Origin of the sequence: Microcoleus sp. EPA2, assembly GCA_020882975.1 — a bacterium.
In the GTDB taxonomy this organism is placed as follows: Bacteria; Cyanobacteriota; Cyanobacteriia; order Cyanobacteriales; family Microcoleaceae; genus Microcoleus.
In genome coordinates this window covers 86,531-107,067 of the sequence record JAHRFD010000016.1, presented here as the reverse complement: position 1 = coordinate 107,067, position 20,537 = coordinate 86,531, and the positions used below count along the sequence as shown (strand labels likewise).

Genomic DNA, 20,537 nt, shown 5'->3' with positions numbered 1-20,537 from the left:
ATGGTTAACAACTCAAAGCTCCCAACTCTCGATCGCCCGGTATCATACTAATCTTAGAGATCGCCGCCTCTAGCAGCCAATAGAAAAATCACGATCGGGCCAGAAAGCACGACTGCTGCGAGCAAAGCGACCTGAACAATTAGTTGGATGTTGACACTGCCAGCACCGCTGAACAGATCGGTTATAAAGTCCATGTGTCCTCCTGACTGTAGTTAGTTAGTCTAGATTGTTGAATTAGAAAATCCGTCTCTGATTTTACCGGGCGAGAGGCCCTATTTTTTAAGAAAGTTTACAAAATTCAACTTTTTAGCGATCGGCTTCATCCTCCGCCCTCAGACAAAGGGAGGGGGCTGGCGAAACGGGTATCGCCCGATCGAGCCACCAGGGCTAGATCCGGAGATCGCCATCCCAAGTTTTGACCAAAAGACGAGCGGGAAGCCCCTGATATCATTTCCGGTTACACCGTCAGGTGATGTTGACAGTTGACGGTTGACGGTTGACAGTGAACAGTGAACAGTGAACTCGAATTTATACCAATTCCGGTTGTATCGGAATGATTTAACCGCGAAGGCGCGAAGGACGCGAAGGAAGAGAAGAGAGAGTTTAATAATTCCGATGCTAACGGATTTGATATTACTATTCCGATGGGATAGATTGTACGGGTTTTTTGAACACAAATAATCCGCAGCCGCCAGACAGTGCGATCGTCAATACACCACTAATTCTTGAAAATCTACCTGTTTTTTGAATCATCAAGTGTCTGCAATTTCCCTGTGGTTAATGGTGATGGGCGATCGCACTGCCCTGTCTCATGGCGTTTAATTCAAGGCCCAATGCACCAGAGTCCGAACTCCAAAACCCGTAGCCCCAGGCCCGTTGTAGCCATTTTCTTTTTCAATCCAAACCGGGCCAGCAATATCTAAATGCGCCCAAGGAGTATCCTTCACAAACTGCTTTAAAAATAGAGCCGCCGTAATGGAGCCACCAGCACGAGGGCCAGTGTTTTTCATGTCAGCGTGCAAAGCTTTCAATCCCTCAAAATACTTCTCTTCCATCGGCATTCGCCAAAACTTTTCCCCAGCCATTTCTGAAGCAGCGACAATTTCCGATGCCACACTATCTTGAGGACTCCACAAACCAGCGATATCATCACCCAAAGCAATTACACAGGCACCGGTGAGAGTTGCTAAATCTACGATCGCATCCACTCCCAATTTATCAGCAAATACCAAAGCATCAGCCAGAGTTAAACGCCCTTCTGCATCGGTATTGTTAACTTCGATAGTTTTGCCATTAGAAGCTGTGAGGATGTCTCCAGGGCGCATAGCGTTGCCGCCGATCATGTTTTCAGTCACGGCACTGATAAAGTGAACTTCCACATCGGGTTTGATGTGACCGATCGCCTTGGCAGCACCCAAAGTAGCCGCCGCACCGCCCATATCGACTTTCATGATTTCAATGCCACTGCCCGTTGGTTTGATGTTCAAACCGCCGGAATCGAAAGTCAATCCTTTGCCCACAATGGCGATTTTGCGCCGCGGTTTGCCTTCTGGTTTATAAATCAGGTGAATGAATTTTGGTGGCAAGTCCGATGCTTTGGCAACGCCCAGAAATGCTCCCATACCTAGTTTTTCGCAGTCTGCTTGCTCCAATATTGTTAATTCTAAACCGCATTCAGCAGCAAGACTCTGGGCAGTTTCTGCCATAGTAATTGGGGTCACGAAATTAGCTGGCGCTGCGACTAATTCCCGTGCTAAAATGACTCCGGCAGTGATTTGTCTGGCGCGGACGATCGCGCTTTCGCTACCGACAAAACCCAGCAAGTCTACTTGCTCGATCGCACCGCTTTTGTCTTCGGATTCCGACTTGAAACGGTGATCTTGATGGACGGCAAGTTCTACACCTTCGACGATCGCACTAGCTGTAGCATCCGGCGCATTTTGCCACACCGGAAAGCTCAGGCCGAGGGTTTTACATTTTTCCTTTTTCGCTAGCTTGGCACACATACCTGCTGCTTGTCGCAGAGTATCTAATTTTAAGTTTTCAGCAGAACCTAAACCGACGATCGCAATTTTACGCAGCAGACTTTTGCCCCCAACACGGGTAATGGCAATCGTACCAGCTTTGCCCTGAAAATCTGTTTCCAGTAGCAGCTCTTTCAAAGTGCCTGTAAGCTGTTCATCTAATTGTGCCAAGTCGCCGGTGAGCTCTACCGCGTCTTCAAATAGACCAATTGCCAGGGCATCTCCTGTCCACACAGAGCGGGGTGTATCGGTGACTCGAAATTCCATGTTTTGATTTGCTGTTAAGATTTTAGATTTTGATTGTACTTTGTCCGGCCTGGTTTGTCGTTTTTTATTTTCCCGAAAAATATATAGCGATCGGACAAATTCCCCAGTCCGCGTCAAAATAAATTCTGATACTATACGGCGAAGTCTCCCTTTGCTGATGTCAGGCACCGCCGTCAATCATCTGTTTCAGGGGAGGCTAGAACCTCCTTACTTTCTTAAATTATCCCATGCTAAAGCGACGCAAAACTCAACTTTCTGTTTTAATGGGTGTTTCAATTTGCGTTATGGCGCTCGGCTCTTTGCTGACCTTCGCCAAATTGATGGGTGTCGGCCCGTTCCACAAAGCTGAACCAGCCAAGGACATAGCCAATGCCGAATCGGAAGTTACAAGCCTGGTATCCCTGTCTGCGGTGGAGAGGGCGACGAAATTAGATGCGATCGCCACCAGTAAGTCTGCACCGACAAATCCCCAACAGCAAGTCTCCTCTCAAAGCCGCGCCCGCTACCTCCTGGCCACGGATTTAATCCAGCAAGGAAATCCCGCCAAAGCATTAAATTTATTGGACAAATTAGAGCAAGAATATCCACTTTTAGCATCTCACATTGCCCTGAAACGAGCAGAAGCTTACCAATTAAGTGGCGATCGGGACAAAGCCGAAACAGCTTGGCAGTCACTGCTCAAAAATTATCCCAATGACCCAGTAGCTGTGGAAGCCTTATATGTTTTAGGCAAATCCAAACCCGAATATTGGCAGCAGGCCATCACTCAATTTCCCGCCCATCCCCGCAGCGTAGAAATTGCCCTGGCTAAGTTAAAACAAAATCCCAATCAGCCACAGTTGATGCTGATAGTAGCAAAACACGGTCATTATGTCAATAATTATGGTACAATTTTAGAACAATTGGTGCAGCAAAACAGCAGCGCTTTGAAACCGGAAGATTGGGAAGAAATAGCTTTTGGCTATTGGGAAAAACAAGATTACGGCAAAGGAGCGATCGCCTACGGCAAAGCTCCCCGCACCGCCAAAAATCTTTACCGCAAAGCTCGCGGTTTGTGGCTAGATGGGAAAATACCCGAATCGAAAATTGCCTATCAAGAATTAGTCAACCAATTTCCCGATGCCGAAGATACTGGTTTAGGCTTAATCCGGCTGTCGCGCTTGAATGAACCCAAAGATGCGATCGTTTTGCTCGATCGAGTCGTTAGCAACTTCCCCAATCATGCCGCCGAAGCTTTATTCGATAAATCCCAACTCCTCGACAAATTAGGCAGTGCTACCTCTGCCTCCGACACCCGCAAACTACTCTTAAAAAAATACAACAATTCCGATCCAGCAGCCACACTGCGATGGACTGTCGCCCAGCAATTTGCCAAAGCCGGAGATCTGAACTCCGCTTGGCAATGGGCCAGAGAACTCACCACCCACAATCCCGACAGCGAACTAGCACCAGAAGCAGCATTTTGGGTAGGCAAATGGGCAAAACAAATCGGTCGCCAACAGGACGCAAAAACAGCTTTTGAATACACTATTTTACGCTATCCCGAATCCTACTTTGCATGGCGATCGGCTGTATTTCTCGGCTGGCCTGTAGGCGACTTTACCACAGTCCGAGACCTATCTCCCAATGTAGTCCGCCCCCCTCAGCGCATGGAACCAACCGCAGGTTCTCCAGTTTTGAAAGAACTCTATCAATTAGGTCAAGACAGAGATGCTTGGAAACTGTGGCAAGTAGAATTTACCAACAGAGTAGAACCCACTATTTCCGAGCAATTTACCGACGGTTTAATGCGAATTGGTGTCGGAGATAACCTAGAGGGTTTGTGGATGGTTGGGAGTTTGCGCAACCGGGAACAACCAGAAGAAAGAAAGGAATATTTAGCCCTGAGACAGCAGCCCACTTACTGGCAAGCATTATATCCCTTTCCTTACTTAGAAAACATAGTAAAATGGTCTCAAGAACGCAAAATTAACCCGCTTTTGGTCACATCATTAATTCGGCAAGAATCCAGATTTATGCCCAAAATTAAATCCGTAGTCGGAGCCACTGGTTTAATGCAAGTCATGCCGGAAACAGCAACCTGGATTGCCGAAAAAATTAACCTCAAAAAGTATTCATTGGAAAATGTAGACGACAATATTAAACTCGGTACATGGTATTTAGGTAACACCCACGACGAATACAAGAATAACTCAATGTTAGCTGTGGCTAGCTACAATGCTGGACCCAATGCAGTAGCAGATTGGTTGAAGAGGTTTAGTTTTAGTGACCCGGATGCTTTTGCAGACAAAATTCCGTTTCCTGAAACCAAAGGATATGTGAAATCTGTGTTTGAAAATTACTGGAATTATCTGCGAATTTATAATCCTGAAGTTAGCAAGTTAATCGCAGATAATTACGCTGCTTCTCAAACAAAATCTAAACCTTAATCAAGGAATCATGAAGAAATTTTATTGCCCAAGGAAGAGATGAATAATTACTACTAACTACTCCCTCACCATGCTAGAACTCCTACTAATCAGTATCTTAGGATTTATCGGCAGTTTTGGACACTGCGCTGGAATGTGTGGCCCGCTGACAGTGGCATTTTCCTTGTCCATTAACCCCAAAGATAAATTAGCTTCTTTCCGCTTTAATTTACTCTTAAATTTGGGCAGAATTTTTGCCTATGCCTTAGTTGGGGCAGCCATTGGTGGAGTAGGTTCGGTATTAATTGCTGGGGGACAAATGGCTGGGATTGGTAGCGGAGGGCGACGGGCGATCGCACTTCTTACCGGTACTATGCTAATTTGGTTTGGATTAGTACAAATTAAACCAGATTTACTGCCACATTTGCCATTATTGCACCCAATTTCCCACCATCGCATCAGTCATGCAATGACTAAGATTTCTACTCAAAAAAGTTGGTGGATACCATGGGCTTTGGGTTTGCTTTGGGGTTTCATTCCCTGCGGTTTCCTGTATGCAGCACAAATAAAAGCCGCAGAAACCGGAAACCCAATTTTGGGTGCGACAACGATGTTGGCATTTGGAATGGGTACGCTACCAACAATGCTGGGAGTCGGGTTTTTTGCTAGTAGATTCAGCGCCCACAAACGCAGTCAACTCTTTCGCGCTGGTGGTTGGGTGACAATGGCGATCGGCATAATTACTCTGTTGCGAACCGATGAAATGGTTGATGTTACGGGCCACGCATCCCTACTATGCTTGATGCTAGCACTGATTGCGCGTCCGGTTAGTCAGTTTTTCGCCCCACTTTTGCGCTATCGTAGAGCTTTGGGTGTTGGAGGGTTTGCGATCGCCTTTGCCCACACATTTCATATGCTAGATCATACCCTGCAATGGAATTTTGACGCCCTATCTTTTATGTTGCCACAGCATCAGTTAGGGATGATAGCTGGGATACTGGCGCTACTGTTAATGATACCGGCGGCGGTTACAAGTTGCGATCGCCTTCAAGACTATCTAGGCAAACTATGGCGACAAATTCACCTGTTAAGCATCCCGGCTTTTTTGCTGTGCGCTATTCACGCAGCCCTCATCGGTTCTCGCTATCTGGGCGGTTTTGAATGGAAATTGCACAACCAACTGCTGACAGCCGTGTTAGCGGTGGTTACGGTGTTAGTTCTGTTTGTGCGATCGCGCCTATTTTGGTCCCTCTTATCACTGGATAATTTCTATGTTTCCCCTGTCAAACAAAAGTAAAAGTTTAGGATTGTTAGTTTTCTTGGGATTGCTAATTGAAGCAGGAATAGGTCCCATGCCCCCCTTAAAATTAACTTCAGCGTTAGCCCACGAAGTCGAAGTATCAGGAGATGTCGCCGCTACCTTTCACCTAGAACCAAACCACAATCCCCGCGCTGGAGAGACCGCGAAAGTCTGGTTTGCACTGACTCGCAGGGGGGGGCAAATTATCCCGTTAGAGCAGTGTAATTGCAACTTAGCCGTTTATCCAAAAAATCGTAAAGAGGGGGATAAGCCGCTGATGGAACCACCCTTAAAAGCAGTATCTGCCGAGCGTTACAAAGGCATTCCCGGAGCTGATATTGTATTTCCCAAGGCAGGGATTTACGAATTACAACTGAGCGGAGCGGCGAAAACAGCAGCTAATTTTAAACCCTTTAAACTGACTTATAAAGTCACCGTTCGGTAAGATAGTCTCCGCATCAATCAACATAAATCTTGTAGGGGCGGGTTTTACCAACCATAATTGCCTAAAATCCCCAATCTCCTAAACCCGCCCCCACCCAACGGCAAATCCTCATCTACCTCTATATTTTAAAACCCAATAAAAGACAACCCAAATATGTAGAAAACCTTAAAAGTTGCTGACCCCAAAATATATCCTAAATTCTTACATTACACTGTAGTTAATGTCAATTCCTGGAATTGTGCAAACGAATCCCTATTGAACTGACCAAAGGATACAAAAAAAACATGGATATCTTATCTAACACCGTAGCCCTATCGCGAATGCAATTTGCGCTAACCGCTATATTTCATATGCTGTGGCCAGTTCTCACTACGGGAATGGGAATTTATCTGGTAATTGTTGAGGGAATGTGGCTAAAAACTCGCAATCCTGACTATTACCATCATGCTCGTTTTTGGTCTCAACTCTATGTCTTAAACTTCGGTATTGGAGTAGCTTCCGGCATTCCCATGGAGTTTCAATTCGGCACAAATTGGGCACCATTTTCCGAAGCAGTGGGTGACTTTTTTGGCAGTATTTTAGGCTTTGAAGCTTCCATGGCATTTATGCTAGAAGCCGGCTTTTTAGGAATTATGCTGTTTGGTTGGGGGCGCGTTCACCCGATCGTCCACTACATTGCTACAATCATGGTAGCCTTCGGCGCAAACCTATCAACAGTCTGGATTCTCATCGCTAACTCTTGGCTGCAAACCCCCGCCGGCGGAGAAATGGTTAACGGCAAGTTTGTTGTCAGCGATTATTTCCAAGCAATTCTCAACCCCTTTGCCTTAAACAGCGTTCTCCATATGTTTTTTGCGACGCTAGAAACTTCGCTGTTTGTCATTGGAGGAATTAGCGCTTGGTACATTCTGAATAAGCGCAACGAAGCCTTTTTTTCCAAATCTTTAAAGATTGCCATAGCTACCGCCATTGCCGTTGCACCTTTACAGATATTCATCGGACATTTGAGCGCCGAACAAGTCTATCACTATCAGCCCACAAAATTAGCAGCCATCGAAGCTAAGTGGGAAACCTCCCCAGCCGGAAGTTCCGCCGATTGGACTTTAATGGCTCTTCCTAATGAAAAAGCCCAAAAAAATGACTGGGAAATCAAAGTTCCCAATGGCTTGGGATACGTTCTAGAATTCAAAGAAAAACTCTCCGAACCAGTCCTAGGATTAAAAGAATGGCTGCCAGAAAATAGACCCAAAATGGTAGGTTTAATCTACTATTGTTTCCGTATTATGTCCGGCATTGGCTTCTTGTTTGTAGGATTGATGCTATTCAGTACAATTCAGTGGAGTCGAGGCAAACTTTCCCCAGAAAATATCAGGAGTCAACCTTGGCTAATGCGCGCTTGGGTATTAGCAGCGCCCCTAGGTTATATAGCTGTAGAATCAGGTTGGATTGTCCGCTGTGTCGGTAGACAACCTTGGGCTTTATACGGGCAAATTCGCACGGCTGATGCGGTGTCAAACATCCCCGCTAGCAATGTTTTAACTTCCCTCAGTTTCTTTGCAGCTATTTACAGCTTTTTGTTTGTTTGTGCCATGTATTTTGGCAGCCGCATTATCCGCAAAGGGCCTAATTTAAATCTGCCAGTGCCAGGTTTAGACAATCAACCAGCCATCGAAACTGAACCCGCAGAACACATTCCCGATCAACGTCCCGCAGAAGCACAACAATAGGAGATTTTATGCAAGCTTTGGAGCATTTTCTCCCGCAAGTCTGGTTCGTAATTTTGGGTCTATTTCTATTACTCTACGTCATGCTAGACGGTTTTGATTTAGGAGTAGGAATCTTGTCTCTGACTGCTGATGACGATGAACGCAGGGGCATTTTAATGACAAGTTTGGGCAATGTTTGGGATGCTAACGAAACTTGGTTAGTTTTGATGGGAGGCGCTTTATTTGGGGCTTTTCCGCTAGCTTATGGCACGATTTTAACTGCCTTGTACATACCCATTTGTATGATGCTTTTTGGGTTGATATTTCGGGCTGTAGCCTTTGAATTTCGCGAGCATTCTAATCGGAAGTTATTCTGGAATTATGCCTTCGGGGCCGGTAGTTTTCTGGCTGCTTTAGCTCAAGGATTTGCCCTCGGTGCGGTGCTCGAAGGCATTGCGGTGGATGAAGCAGGTCACTTTGTGGGTACTACTTGGGATTGGCTGGATTGGCGATCGATCTTAGTGGCTTTAACGTTAGTTCAAGGTTACGTTTTGATTGGTTCTACCTATCTGATCATGAAAACAGATGGGGAACTGCAAACCACTCACTATCGCACCGCTAAAATTGCGGCCGTGACGACATTAATCGGAGCCATTTTGATTACCATCGCCACTCCCATTTTTTATGAAAGTACCAGAGCAAGATTGTTCGAGAAACCGCTAGTTTATGTCTTTGCGACAATTCCTGTGCTGGGATTGTTGCTAGTTGGACTCTTGCTAAGAAGTCTAGAAAGGAAAGAAGAACGCACGCCGTTTGTCTGGACAATTTTGATTTTTTTGCTGAGTTTTATCGGCTTGGGATTGATTGTTTTTCCGTACATAATTCCCACGCAACTCACGATTTATCAAGCGGCGGCTGCGCCCAGCGCCCTGGTATTTATGATTGTGTTTATTGGCTTTCTGATCCCGATTATGATTTTCTACAACATCTACAATTATGTGGTGTTTCGGGGTAAGGTTGCTGGCGGACACTACGGAGAATAAAACCGTAAATACACGCAGGTATACGTAGATAATTCCCACTCTATATCTGCGTATACCTGCGTGTATCTGCGGTTAAAAATTATAAATTATTCTTTTCTGATACCATCACAACTTACGCAACAGTGTTTTAGATCACTATCCCTATTAAATAATAAAATAGAATGGAATGGAACCGCAGGTTCTAATTCTACTGTTGTGTAATAGAAGAGGAAGGAGCTATGGATGTAACAAATGTATTGGGTTATCAGATTACAGAGCAACTTTATACAGGTACGCGAACCCTAGTCTATCGAGCAATCCGTACTAGCGATCGCCATCCAGTCGTCATCAAAATACTGCGGAACGAATACCCCAACTTCAACGAGATCCTGGGTTTTCGCAACCAGTACACCATCGCCAAAAATCTCAATCTCCCTAGCATCATTAAACCCCTGAGCCTAGAACCATACAACAATAGCTATACCCTAGTCATGGAAGACTTTGGGGGAGTCTCCCTCTCTACTTATCTTAAAGCAGCAACAGATCGAAATCAACCTCATAAATATTTATCTTTAACAGAATTTCTTAACCTAGCTCTGCAACTAGCTGATATTCTTCACTATCTCTACCAAAAACGAGTAATTCATAAAGACATCAAACCCGCAAATATTTTAATTAATCCCCACACCACAAAAGTCAAACTCATTGATTTTAGTATCGCTTCACTATTGCCGAGAGAAACCCAAGAAATTTTGAATCCCAAGATTCTCGAAGGAACATTAGCCTATATTTCTCCAGAACAAACCGGGAGAATGAATCGCGGCATTGATTACCGTAGCGACTTTTATTCCCTAGGTGTTACCTTCTATGAATTATTGACAGGAACTTTACCTTTTGTATCAGACGACCCGATGGAATTGGTGCATTGTCATCTAGCTAAACAGTCGATGCCGATCCATGAAGTAAATCCAGAAATCCCGCTAGTTTTATCAGAAATTGTCAGTAAACTGATGGCAAAAAATGCCGAAGACCGTTATCAGAGTGCATTAGGACTGAAGCACGACCTAGAAAAGTGTCGAGTGCAATTACAAAAAACTGGCAAAATAGAGTGTTTTCCCATAGGAAAACAGGATATTACAGACAGATTTATAATTCCAGAGAAACTTTACGGACGGGAATTAGAAGTCCAAACTCTACTGGCAGCATTTGAACGGATTGCATCAGGAAAACCCGCGAAACTACCGTTAATAAGGGAGTCTTCTCAAGCTCAGGTTATTAATGGGGGCGACGAGGGTTCCCATTTATCGGAGAGTGAACTGATACTGGTAGCGGGCTGCTCTGGCATCGGTAAAACGGCGGTGGTTAATGAAGTTCATAAGCCGATTGTCAGACAGCGAGGCTATTTCATTAAAGGCAAATACGATCAATTCCAGCGCAATATTCCACTTTCTGCCTTTGTGCAAGCCTTTCGAGATTTAATGGGGCAAATCCTCAGTGAAACAGACGTTCAATTACAAGCGTGGAAACACAAAATTTTAGCAGCCTTGGGTGATAATGCCCAACTGATTATTGAAGTGATTCCAGAATTAGAAAAAATTATTGGTAAACAACCACCGGTGGTCGAACTTATTGGCACCGCAGCTCAAAATCGCTTCAATTTACTGTTTCAAAAATTCATTAAACTTCTGAGTACCAAAGAGCATCCATTGGTGATTTTTTTAGATGACTTGCAGTGGACGGATTCAGCATCTATGAATTTACTCAAATTGCTGATGACTGAAGCTGATACTAGGCATCTACTGCTGATTGGAGCTTATCGCGATCGCGAAATTTTTCCCGCACATCCCTTAATGTTGACCTTAGAGGAAATTCGCAAAGCCAAGGCAACAGTCAACACTATCACCCTAGCACCCCTAAATCACTCGGATATCAATCACCTGATTGCCGATACCCTCCACTGTTCGGTAGCGATCGCACAACCCCTCACCGATTTGGTGTATCAAAAAACCCTGGGTAATCCCTTTTTCACCACCCAGTTTGTCAAGGTATTGCATGGGGATGGTTTGATTACCTTTACCCCTTTAACCAACACTAACGGGGGACAGAGGGGGGGATGGCAATGTAAAATTGCCCAGATCAAAGAGTTAGCATTAACCGATGATATAGTCGAGTTCATGGCAGGGCAATTGCAAAAATTGCCACCAGAAACCCAGTCAATCCTGAAACTAGCAGCGGCGATTGGCAATCAATTCGATCTAGGAACCTTGGCCATCGTCGCTGAAAAATCCCCAACGGATGCTGCTAGCGATTTGTGGCCAGCTTTACAGGAAGGCTTAGTAATTCCTAACAGCGAAATTTATAAATTTTATCAAGCTAAATCAGCCACCTCGGAAAATTATAATAATTCCGCCGAATTGACTATTACTTATAAATTTTTACATGACCGGGTACAACAAGCTGCTTATTCCTTAATTCCCGATCGCCAAAAACAGGAAACCCACTTAAAAATTGGGCAACTGTTGTTCGCAAATACTTCGGATCAACAACAAGAACAGAGGATTTTTGAAATTGTCAATCAATTGAATATGGGAGCCGAGTTGATAACTGCGGAGGTGGAGCGAGATCGACTGGCTCAATTGAATCTGATGGCTGGACGCAAAGCTAAGATAGCAACGGCTTATGCAGCGGCGATCGCTTATTTGAGGGCTGGTTTAACACTGCTGGCTGTTGATAGTTGGCACACTGAGCACGAATTGACCCTAGCGCTGCACGAGGAAAGCGCAGAAGTGGAATATCTCAATACTAACTTTGATGAGGCAAGAAATTTTGCCCAAATAATTTTGCAAAATACAGCCAGTTTATTAGAACAGCTCAAATCTTCGGAACTTGTGGTGCAGATTTATATTGCTGAAGGTAAACTGCTGACAGCCATTGAAAAAGGAGTGGAGTTGCTGTCGAAGTTAGGAGTGATTTTATTGAGCCAAACAGAGGCCCAAAGCATGAACTTTCAACTCCCTGCTGTCACAGAATTGGCTCAAGTTCCCCAAATGACCGATCCCTACCAACTGGCAGCTTTCAGGATTTTGATTGCAATTACACCTCCTGTTCACCGCACGCAACCTGAATTATTTCCGGGAATTGTGCAAGCTATGATGAATCTTTGCGATCGCTTTGGTTATTCAGAATTAGCTGCCTATGCTTGTGAGCTCTATGGCTTGTATTTGTGGTCTGTAAAACAAGATGTAGTAGCAGCTAATGCGGCTGGTAAATTAGGTTTAAGTATCTTAGAACAATATAATGCTAGAGAAATTGTCTCCAAAGTTAATTTGGTATTTGGAGTGTTTGTCGCTCCGTGTCACGAGCATATCAGAGTGTCATTATTGGCATTAAAAGCGGGAATTATGGCCGGAATCGAAGTCGGTGATATTGAACATAGTAGTTACTGTATTCTGGCCTACTTAAACTACCTATTTTTGAGTGGGGAACATTTGGAAGTGTTAGTTAACCATCAAAACAGCTATTTTAATTTGGCATTAAAACTGAAGCAAGAACATTCGATTTACGATTGTAAAATCTGGTTGCAACTCAGTAGAAATTTGCAAAAATCCGTGGCAAATCAGTTAGAGTCGAGCGCAGATTATTTTAATGAACAACAAATTTTATCTTATTTAGAAGCGAATCAAAGCCATCAGTCATTATTTTCTTTTCATGTGGCAAAGCTGATTTGGTCCTACATATTAGAAGATTATAACTGCGCCTGTGAGAGTGCCTCGAAAGCCGTTGCTAGCCAAGAAGCAGCCTTGGGTTTACCCATGCTGGCGGCCCATAATTTTTATTATTCACTTTCTCTGCTGGGGCAGGATTTTTCGACCCCGATGGAACCGCAATCTGCTAGGGGGGATGTTGGGCGATCGCCCAATTTGACACAGGTGGCAGAAAATCAGCAAAAAATGCAGGCATGGGCTCAATATTCTCCAGCAAATTTTCTCCACAAGTTTGATTTAGTTGCAGCGGAACAACATCGAGTCTTGGGTAATAAAGCCGAGGCGATCGAATTGTACGATCGCGCTATTTGCCTCGCCAAAGAAAACCAATATCTCAATGAAGAAGCCCTAGCCAACGAACTCGCAGCCAAATTTTACCTAAATTGGGGCAAAGAAAAACTCGCCGCCGGATATATGCAGGAAGCCTACTACTGCTACGCCCGTTGGGGAGCCCAAACCAAAACCGACGACTTGGAAAAACGCTATCCCCAACTGCTACAACCAATCCTGCACCAACGACAACTCAACTTCCATCCCCTAGAAACGATCGCCACCGTTAGCCGGACTTTAATTTCCACCACTCACAGCAGCAGTACCATATCCGATGCACTAGACTTTACCTCCGTGCTCAAAGCAGCGCGAGCCATCTCTAGTTCCATCGAAATAGAAGAATTGATGGGAAATCTCACCCGCATTCTGCTGGAAAACTCAGGGGCGAAAAAATCAGCACTGATACTCCCCCAAGATCGGACATGGCAAGTCCGAGCAATTACCTCCATTACTCGTCACACAAATGCTCCAGAACAAATCGAAACTCGGCTTGATTCCCAACCTCTAGATACTTGTGAAAATCTCCCCCTAACCATTATCAATTACGTCAAAAATACCCAAGAAACTGTTTTGATGGATCGCCTACAAACAGAAATTCCTGGACTAATTGGGGAATATATGTTAAGACATCAACCCCAGAGTGTATTATGTACTCCCATTATCAATCAAGGTCATCTAGCGGGAATTCTTTACCTAGAAAATCAACTGACGAGCGGGGTATTTACGAGCGATCGCCTACAGATTATCAATGTCCTTGCCTCCCAAGCAGCCATCTCCATTGAAAATGCCAGACTCTACCAAGAATCCCAACAAGCGCTGGTGGATTTACAACAAGCACAATTACAAATTGTACAGAGCGAAAAAATGTCAGCCCTCGGTAACTTAGTCGCCGGAGTCGCTCATGAAATGAATAACCCTCTGGGTTTTATTTCCGCCAGCCTCCAACAAGCCAAACCCACCGTTGCCGAGTTGATCGAACACGTAAGATTGTATCAAGAAACTATCCCCAATCCCGGTGCATCCCTTCTCGATCATGCCGATGAAATCGACTTGGAATATAGTTTAGAAGATTTGCCTAAAGTCATTAATTCAATGGCTATGGCTTGCGATCGCCTGAAAAATATCAGTACCAGTTTACGAACTTTCTCCCGCGCCGATCGAGATTACAAAGTATTATTTAATATTCATGAAGGAATTGACAGCACTATTCTGATTCTCAAACACCGACTCAAAGCCAGCGAAAAACGTCCGGCGATCGCCGTAGTCACTGAGTACGGAAAAACACCGGAAGTTAAGTGTTATCCCGGACAACTCAATCAGGTATTTATGAATATTCTGGCAAATGCGATCGATGCCTTAGATGAATCAAATACGGGACGGAGTTTTGCCGAAATTCAAGCAAAACCTAACCAAATTACCGTTAAAACTTGTGTGGTAGAGGACCAGGTACAAGTTACAATTGCTGATAATGGCCGGGGGATGAGCGAGGAAGTGCAACAGAAAATATTCGACCACTTATTTACGACGAAGGGAGTCGGAAAAGGCACGGGTTTAGGATTGGCGATCGCCCGCCAAATTATTGTCGAAAAACATGGTGGCAGCATTGAAACCCAATCTCGGCTCGAAAAAGGAACTGAATTTATCATCAAAATACCCATAGATTGCCAATAGTTAAGAAGCGCCAGTAACTGATTCAAATTTTGATAAAATTTTCACTTTTAAATTAATAAAAACTAGGAAAAGGTCATGAAAAACGATTTTAATACCCAGCTATCTTTGAAGGGCTACCAAGTAACAGAAACCCTTTATCAAGGTACTAAGACCGAAGTCTGTCGCGCTCGGAAATTAGCAGATAAACAAGCAGTAGTCATTAAAATATTACGACAAGAATATCCCAGTTTTGGGGAAATGTTGAATTTTCGCAACCAATATATCATCGCCAAAAACCTCCAGAATCCAGGCATCGTCAGTCCCTTATGTTTAGAAACCTATCGCCACAGTTATGCCTTAGTCATGGAAGATTTTGGGGGAATTTCTCTCCGAGAATATACCAAAACCCATACCTTAGAATTAACAGAGTTTTTGGAAATAGCCCTGCAACTTAGCGACATCCTCCACTATTTGTATCAAAACCGTGTCATCCACAAAGATATTAAACCAGCCAACATTCTGATTCATCCAGAAACTAAACAAGTTAAACTCATTGACTTCAGTATTTCTTCCCTGCTACCCAAAGAAACCCCAGAAATCAAAAATCCCAGCGGATTAGAAGGCACCTTGGCTTATATTTCTCCCGAACAAACAGGACGGATGAACCGAGGTATAGACTACCGCAGCGATCTGTATTCTTTGGGAATAACTTTGTTTGAATTACTGACGGGAAACTTACCATTTATTTCCGAAGATCCGATGGAGTTAGTGCATTGTCATATTGCTAAACAGCCACCGCTGGCCAGGGGCAATGGGTTATCAAACATCGGTGAGGAAATTCCTCAAGTTTTGGCTGAAATCGTGATGAAACTGATGGCAAAAAATGCCGAAGATCGGTATCAGAGTGCTCTGGGATTAAAACACGATCTAGAACACTGTCTCCACCAATGGCTAGAAACCAGGAAAATAGAGGGTTTTGAAATTGGCAAACGGGATATTTGCGATCGCTTCACGATCCCCGAAAAACTCTACGGGCGGGAATCTGAAGTTAGGGAACTTCTAGAAGCTTTTGACAGGGTGGCTAACCCCTCCCAACCCCCCCAGGGCAAGGGGGAGCCAAGAGGGAGTGAAATGATGCTAGTTGCAGGTTTTTCCGGCCTCGGCAAAACAGCGGTAGTCAACGAAGTCCATAAGCCAATTGTGCGGCAACGCGGCTACTTCATCAAAGGCAAGTTTGACCAGTTTAATCGCAATATTCCCTTCAGTGCTTTTGTCCAAGCCTTCCGAGATTTGATGGGACAATTACTATCAGAATCGGATGCTCAACTGCAACGGTGGAAAGCCAAGATTATAGAAGTAGTTGGAGAAAACGGACAAGTCTTGATTGAGGTAATTCCAGAATTAGAAAATATCATCGGTACTCAACCCGCAGCACCAGAACTCTCCGGCAGTGCAGCCCAAAATCGCTTCCATCTGCTGATGCAGAACTTTGTGCAAATATTTACTAGCATTGAACATCCTTTAGTGATATTTTTGGATGACTTACAGTGGGCCGATTTGGCATCGCTGAATTTATTGCAATTATTGATGCAGGAGACCGGGTATTTATTAGTGTTGGGAGCCTATCGAGATAATGAAGTATTCCCCGCCCACCCTTTCCTATTGACAGTGGATGAACTTGTCAAAAATGGCGCAACAGTGAATACAATTACCCTGCTACCTTTGAGTTGGGCAGATACCAATCAATTGGTGGCTGATACATTGAAATGTGATGCCGAGTTGGCTCTACCTTTGACAGAATTATTGTATCAAAAAACCCAAGGTAATCCTTTCTTTGCCACTCAGTTTCTCAAGGCGTTACATGAAGATAAGCTGATTACTTTTCACCCCCCTCAATCCCTCCTGAGTAAGGGGGGAAGCCAAGGGGGGTGGCAGTGTGACATTGCTCAAGTTAAAGCTTTGGCTCTTACTGATGATGTGGTGGAGTTTATGGCACTGCAATTGCAGAAGTTGCCGCCCCAGACTCAAGAGGTTTTGAAACTGGCGGCTTGCATGGGGGGAAAGTTTGAACTTAATGCTTTGGCGATAGTCAGTCAGCAGTTGCCGGATGTTACTGCTGCTTTGTTATGGAAAGCGTTGCAGTCTGGGTTGATTATTCCGATTACTGAAGTCTATAAGTTTTTTGCTGACTCCGAGGGTAGTGCGATCGCCCAACCGGGTGCTAATGCTACCTATAAGTTTCTGCACGATCGCGTCCAACAAGCTGCTTACTCCTTGATTCCCGCAGACCAAAAACCAGCCACTCATCTCCAGATTGGGCAATTGCTGCAACAAAATTATTCAGAGACAGAAAGAGAAGAAAAACTGTTTGAGATTGTCGGACATTTGAATTTAGGACAAAATTTGATTGGTTCACTGCTCGATCGGGAAGCCTTAGCTCAACTCAACCTAAAAGCTGGACAGAAAGCCAAAAATTCTACGGCATACTCTGCCGCAGTAATCTATTTGCAAACCGGGATAGAGCTACTACAGATCCACTGCTGGCAAAATCAGTATGAATTGACGTTGAATCTCTATGTCGCTGCTACCGCAGCCGCTTATTTGAATGGCGAATTTGAGGACATGGAACAGAGGGCAGCCCTGGTATTGCAACAAGCTCAAACAATTTTAGACAAATTTAAAATTTACGAAATTCAAATCGCTGCCCTTACCGCCCAGAGCCAAATTTTAGAAGCGATCGCCGTTGGTAGAAATGCCTTGGCGCAATTGGGAGTGGAATTACCCAACGCCCCTGACGAAGCCAAGACGGGCCAAGCGCTACAAACCGTTGGCAGTCAACTCAGTGACAAACAGATTGAGGAACTAGCTAACCTGCCAGTGATGAGCGATGCCCACACGATCGCGGCTATGCAACTGATGGGAATGTTGTTTGCACCTATTCTGATGGGGATGCCGGGGTTACTGCCTCTGCTTTGCTCCACGATGGTGAGTTTGTCTCTCCAATTTGGCAACGCACCGGTATCGACAATGGGATATGCGGGTTATGGCATGGTACTATCTGCCTTTTTGGGGCAGGCGGAAACGGGCTATCGCTTTGGGCTGTTGGCGCTGAGCTTGCTAGAGCAGTTTAACCTCCAAGAATTCAAGTCAGCAGTTTTATCTATTTTTGGGAGCTTTCTTCATCATCAGCAAGCAGCTCTCTCGGCAACGAGATTGATGGTGAAAGATGGCTATAGGGCTGGGATGGAAACTGGTCAGTTTTTATACGCTGGCTACAACATACTTAATTATTTCCATAACTGTTTTTTTACAGGAGTAAACCTGGACGCTTGGACTCATGAAGTAGCAGATTATAGCGCTGCTTTGGCCCAGGCAAAACAGTATTCGGCTCAGGCTTATTTGGATATGACGGAGCAGACGGGACAGAATTTTAGGGAAGCCTCGATGCAACCGGAGTGCTTAATCGGAATTGCTTACGATGAAAGGGTGATGATTCCCAAGCACCATCAGGCTCATGAAGCCACGGCGATCGCAGAAGTTTACATCTTCAAGCTGCTACTTGCCTATTCCTACGGTAATTATGGGGCAGCCCTAGACTATGTTGCCCAAGTCCAGCCTTGTTTTATGGCAGTATCGGGGATGTTTTTTGTTCCCATTTTCCATTTCTATGCGCCCTTGACAGAGCTAGCGCTGTTTCCTGCACAGTCAAAAGCCGAGCAAGCCGAAGTTTTGATTCGGGTAGAAGCCCATCAAACTACCCTGCATCAGTGGGCGAGAAATGCTCCGATGAATTATTTGCATAAGTGGCATTTAGTGGAAGCAGAAAAGAGTCGAGTTTTGGGCAAGACAACAGAGGCGATCGAACAGTTCGATCGCGCCCTCGCCCTCGCCCAAGAAAATCAGTTTCTCCATGAAGAAGCACTAGCCAACGAACTCGCCGCCAAATTCTACCTAGACTGGGGCAAAACAAAAGTTGCCCAAACCTATATGCAGGAAGCCTACTACTGCTACGCCCGCTGGGGTGCAAAAGCCAAAGTAGAGGATTTGGAAAAACGCTATCCCCAACTGCTGCAACCGATTTTGCAACAGCGGCGACTCAGCCTCAATCCCAGAGAAACCATTGCCTCTATTGCCATAAGTTCTACTTCTACTCATGCTTCTAGTAGTAGCAGCATTTCCGATGCCCTAGATTTCGCTTCTGTCCTCAAAGCAGCTCAAGCCATTTCTAGTAGCATTCAACTCGATGAATTGATGGCGAGTCTCACCCGCATTCTCTTAGAAAACTCCGGGGCGAAAAAGACAGCTCTGATTCTGCTTCAAGATGAGATTTGGCAAGTGAGAGCAGTTGCTTATGTCAGTCATCATGCCAAGGGTGAAGCTGAAATCCAAACTGTTCTCGATTCCCAATCCCTAGACACTTGTCCAGATGTTCCTAGGAAAATCATTCAATATGTCAAGAATACTCACACAACCGTCATCATCGATCGCCTACAAACAGAAATTCCTGGACTAATTGGGGAATATATGTTAAGACATCAACCCCAGAGTGTATTATGTACTCCCATTATCAATCAAGGTCATCTAGCGGGGATTCTTTACCTAGAAAATAAACTGACGAGCGGGGTATTTACGAGCGATCGCCTACAGGTTATCAATGTCCTTGCCTCCCAAGCAGCCATCTCCATTGAAAATGCCAGACTCTACCAACAATCCCAACAAGCGCTGGTGGATTTACAACAAGCACAATTACAAATTGTCCAGAGCGAAAAAATGTCAGCATTAGGCAATCTGGTAGCTGGGGTTGCCCACGAAATCAACAACCCCCTTGGCTTTATTGCTGGCAATATTAAGGAGGCGCTGGCGGCTGTAGTTGACCTGACAGAGTACATACATTTATATCAAGAAAAATGTCCATATTCCAGCGAAGAAGTCACAGAAAAAGCTTCAGAAATTGACTTGGAATATATGTTAAAAGATTTGCCAAATATGCTCAATTCGATGAAAATAGGATGCGAGCGCATCAAAGGCATCAGCGTTAGTTTGCGAACTTTTTCCCGCGCCGACAAAGATTATAAAGTTCCTTTCAATATTCATGAAGGAATTGACAGCACTATTCTGATTCTCAAACACCGACTCAAAGCCAACGAAAAACGTCCGGCGATCGCCGTGGTTAAAAACTACGGGGATTTACCTCAAATCCAGTGTTTTCCAGGACAGCTCAATCAGGTGTTTATGAATATTCTGGCGAATGCGATCGATGCCTTAGATGAATCAAATACCGGGCGGCAATTTGAAGAAATAGAAGCCAATCCCAACCGCATCACTATTACAACCTCTGTGAGAGATAACCAGGTGCAGATTACCATCGCTGATAATGGCCGGGGGATGAGCGAGGAAGTGCAACAGAAAATATTCGACCACTTATTTACGACAAAGGGAGTCGGAAAAGGCACGGGTTTAGGATTGGCGATCGCCCGCCAAATTATTGTCGAAAAACATGGTGGCATCATTGAAACCCAGTCTACGCTAGGAACGGGAACGAAATTTATGATTAAAATTCCTATCCATCCCTAGCAAGTAAGTGTTAATCGTCCGAGTAAGTCCCTGGGATATCTGGGAGA

General features: G+C 44.7%; 9 protein-coding genes. 7 read left to right on the top strand and 2 right to left on the bottom strand.

What is annotated here, in order from left to right; translation table 11 throughout:
• Window positions 1-53: 53 nt before the first annotated feature.
• The gene (gene psb30 / locus AAFP14_RS15810) at window positions 54-194 is read right to left on the bottom strand and encodes a photosystem II reaction center protein Ycf12/Psb30 (RefSeq protein WP_340525940.1); all 141 of its coding nucleotides are present in this window, start codon (window positions 192-194) and stop codon (window positions 54-56) included.
• A gap of 624 nt (window positions 195-818) precedes the next feature.
• On the bottom strand, window positions 819-2,291 hold the full coding sequence (locus tag AAFP14_RS15805) for a leucyl aminopeptidase (RefSeq protein WP_341733205.1): 1,473 nt from the start codon (window positions 2,289-2,291) through the stop codon (window positions 819-821).
• 227 nt (window positions 2,292-2,518) lie between these two features.
• Between AAFP14_RS15805 and AAFP14_RS15800 the strand changes: the two genes are divergently transcribed.
• From AAFP14_RS15800 to AAFP14_RS15770, 7 genes are all read left to right on the top strand, one after another.
• The gene (locus tag AAFP14_RS15800; protein WP_341733204.1) at window positions 2,519-4,720 is read left to right on the top strand and encodes a lytic transglycosylase domain-containing protein; all 2,202 of its coding nucleotides are present in this window, start codon (window positions 2,519-2,521) and stop codon (window positions 4,718-4,720) included.
• 70 nt (window positions 4,721-4,790) lie between these two features.
• A complete protein-coding gene (locus AAFP14_RS15795) occupies window positions 4,791-5,996 on the top strand; it encodes an urease accessory protein UreH domain-containing protein (protein ID WP_341733203.1) in 1,206 nt (401 codons plus the stop codon).
• Window positions 5,997-6,051: 55 nt separating this feature from the next.
• On the top strand, window positions 6,052-6,444 hold the full coding sequence (locus AAFP14_RS15790; protein WP_341733202.1) for a hypothetical protein: 393 nt from the start codon (window positions 6,052-6,054) through the stop codon (window positions 6,442-6,444).
• A gap of 284 nt (window positions 6,445-6,728) precedes the next feature.
• Window positions 6,729-8,171, top strand: a complete 1,443-nt coding sequence (locus tag AAFP14_RS15785) for a cytochrome ubiquinol oxidase subunit I (protein ID WP_341733201.1) — start codon at window positions 6,729-6,731, stop codon at window positions 8,169-8,171.
• A gap of 8 nt (window positions 8,172-8,179) precedes the next feature.
• Window positions 8,180-9,193: a cytochrome d ubiquinol oxidase subunit II gene (gene cydB, locus AAFP14_RS15780; protein WP_341733200.1), complete on the top strand. Its 1,014-nt coding sequence runs from the start codon at window positions 8,180-8,182 to the stop codon at window positions 9,191-9,193.
• A gap of 218 nt (window positions 9,194-9,411) precedes the next feature.
• Window positions 9,412-14,937 (top strand): trifunctional serine/threonine-protein kinase/ATP-binding protein/sensor histidine kinase, encoded by a 5,526-nt coding sequence (locus AAFP14_RS15775; protein ID WP_341733199.1) that lies wholly within the window; start codon window positions 9,412-9,414, stop codon window positions 14,935-14,937.
• A gap of 75 nt (window positions 14,938-15,012) precedes the next feature.
• The gene (locus tag AAFP14_RS15770; RefSeq protein WP_341733198.1) at window positions 15,013-20,490 is read left to right on the top strand and encodes a trifunctional serine/threonine-protein kinase/ATP-binding protein/sensor histidine kinase; all 5,478 of its coding nucleotides are present in this window, start codon (window positions 15,013-15,015) and stop codon (window positions 20,488-20,490) included.
• Window positions 20,491-20,537 lie beyond the last annotated feature (47 nt).

What these genes read in the sequence shown, in the direction of transcription:
- AAFP14_RS15800 (WP_341733204.1), top strand. Translation starts at nt 2,519, where the DNA reads ATGCTAAAGCGACGCAAAACTCAACTTTCTGTTTTAATGGGTGTTTCA.
- AAFP14_RS15790 (WP_341733202.1), top strand. Translation starts at nt 6,052, where the DNA reads ATGCCCCCCTTAAAATTAACTTCAGCGTTAGCCCACGAAGTCGAAGTA.
- AAFP14_RS15775 (WP_341733199.1), top strand. Translation starts at nt 9,412, where the DNA reads ATGGATGTAACAAATGTATTGGGTTATCAGATTACAGAGCAACTTTAT.
- AAFP14_RS15770 (WP_341733198.1), top strand. Translation starts at nt 15,013, where the DNA reads ATGAAAAACGATTTTAATACCCAGCTATCTTTGAAGGGCTACCAAGTA.
- AAFP14_RS15805 (WP_341733205.1), bottom strand. Translation starts at nt 2,291, where the DNA reads ATGGAATTTCGAGTCACCGATACACCCCGCTCTGTGTGGACAGGAGAT.
- psb30 (WP_340525940.1), bottom strand. Translation starts at nt 194, where the DNA reads ATGGACTTTATAACCGATCTGTTCAGCGGTGCTGGCAGTGTCAACATC.
- AAFP14_RS15785 (WP_341733201.1), top strand. Translation starts at nt 6,729, where the DNA reads ATGGATATCTTATCTAACACCGTAGCCCTATCGCGAATGCAATTTGCG.
- cydB (WP_341733200.1), top strand. Translation starts at nt 8,180, where the DNA reads ATGCAAGCTTTGGAGCATTTTCTCCCGCAAGTCTGGTTCGTAATTTTG.
- AAFP14_RS15795 (WP_341733203.1), top strand. Translation starts at nt 4,791, where the DNA reads ATGCTAGAACTCCTACTAATCAGTATCTTAGGATTTATCGGCAGTTTT.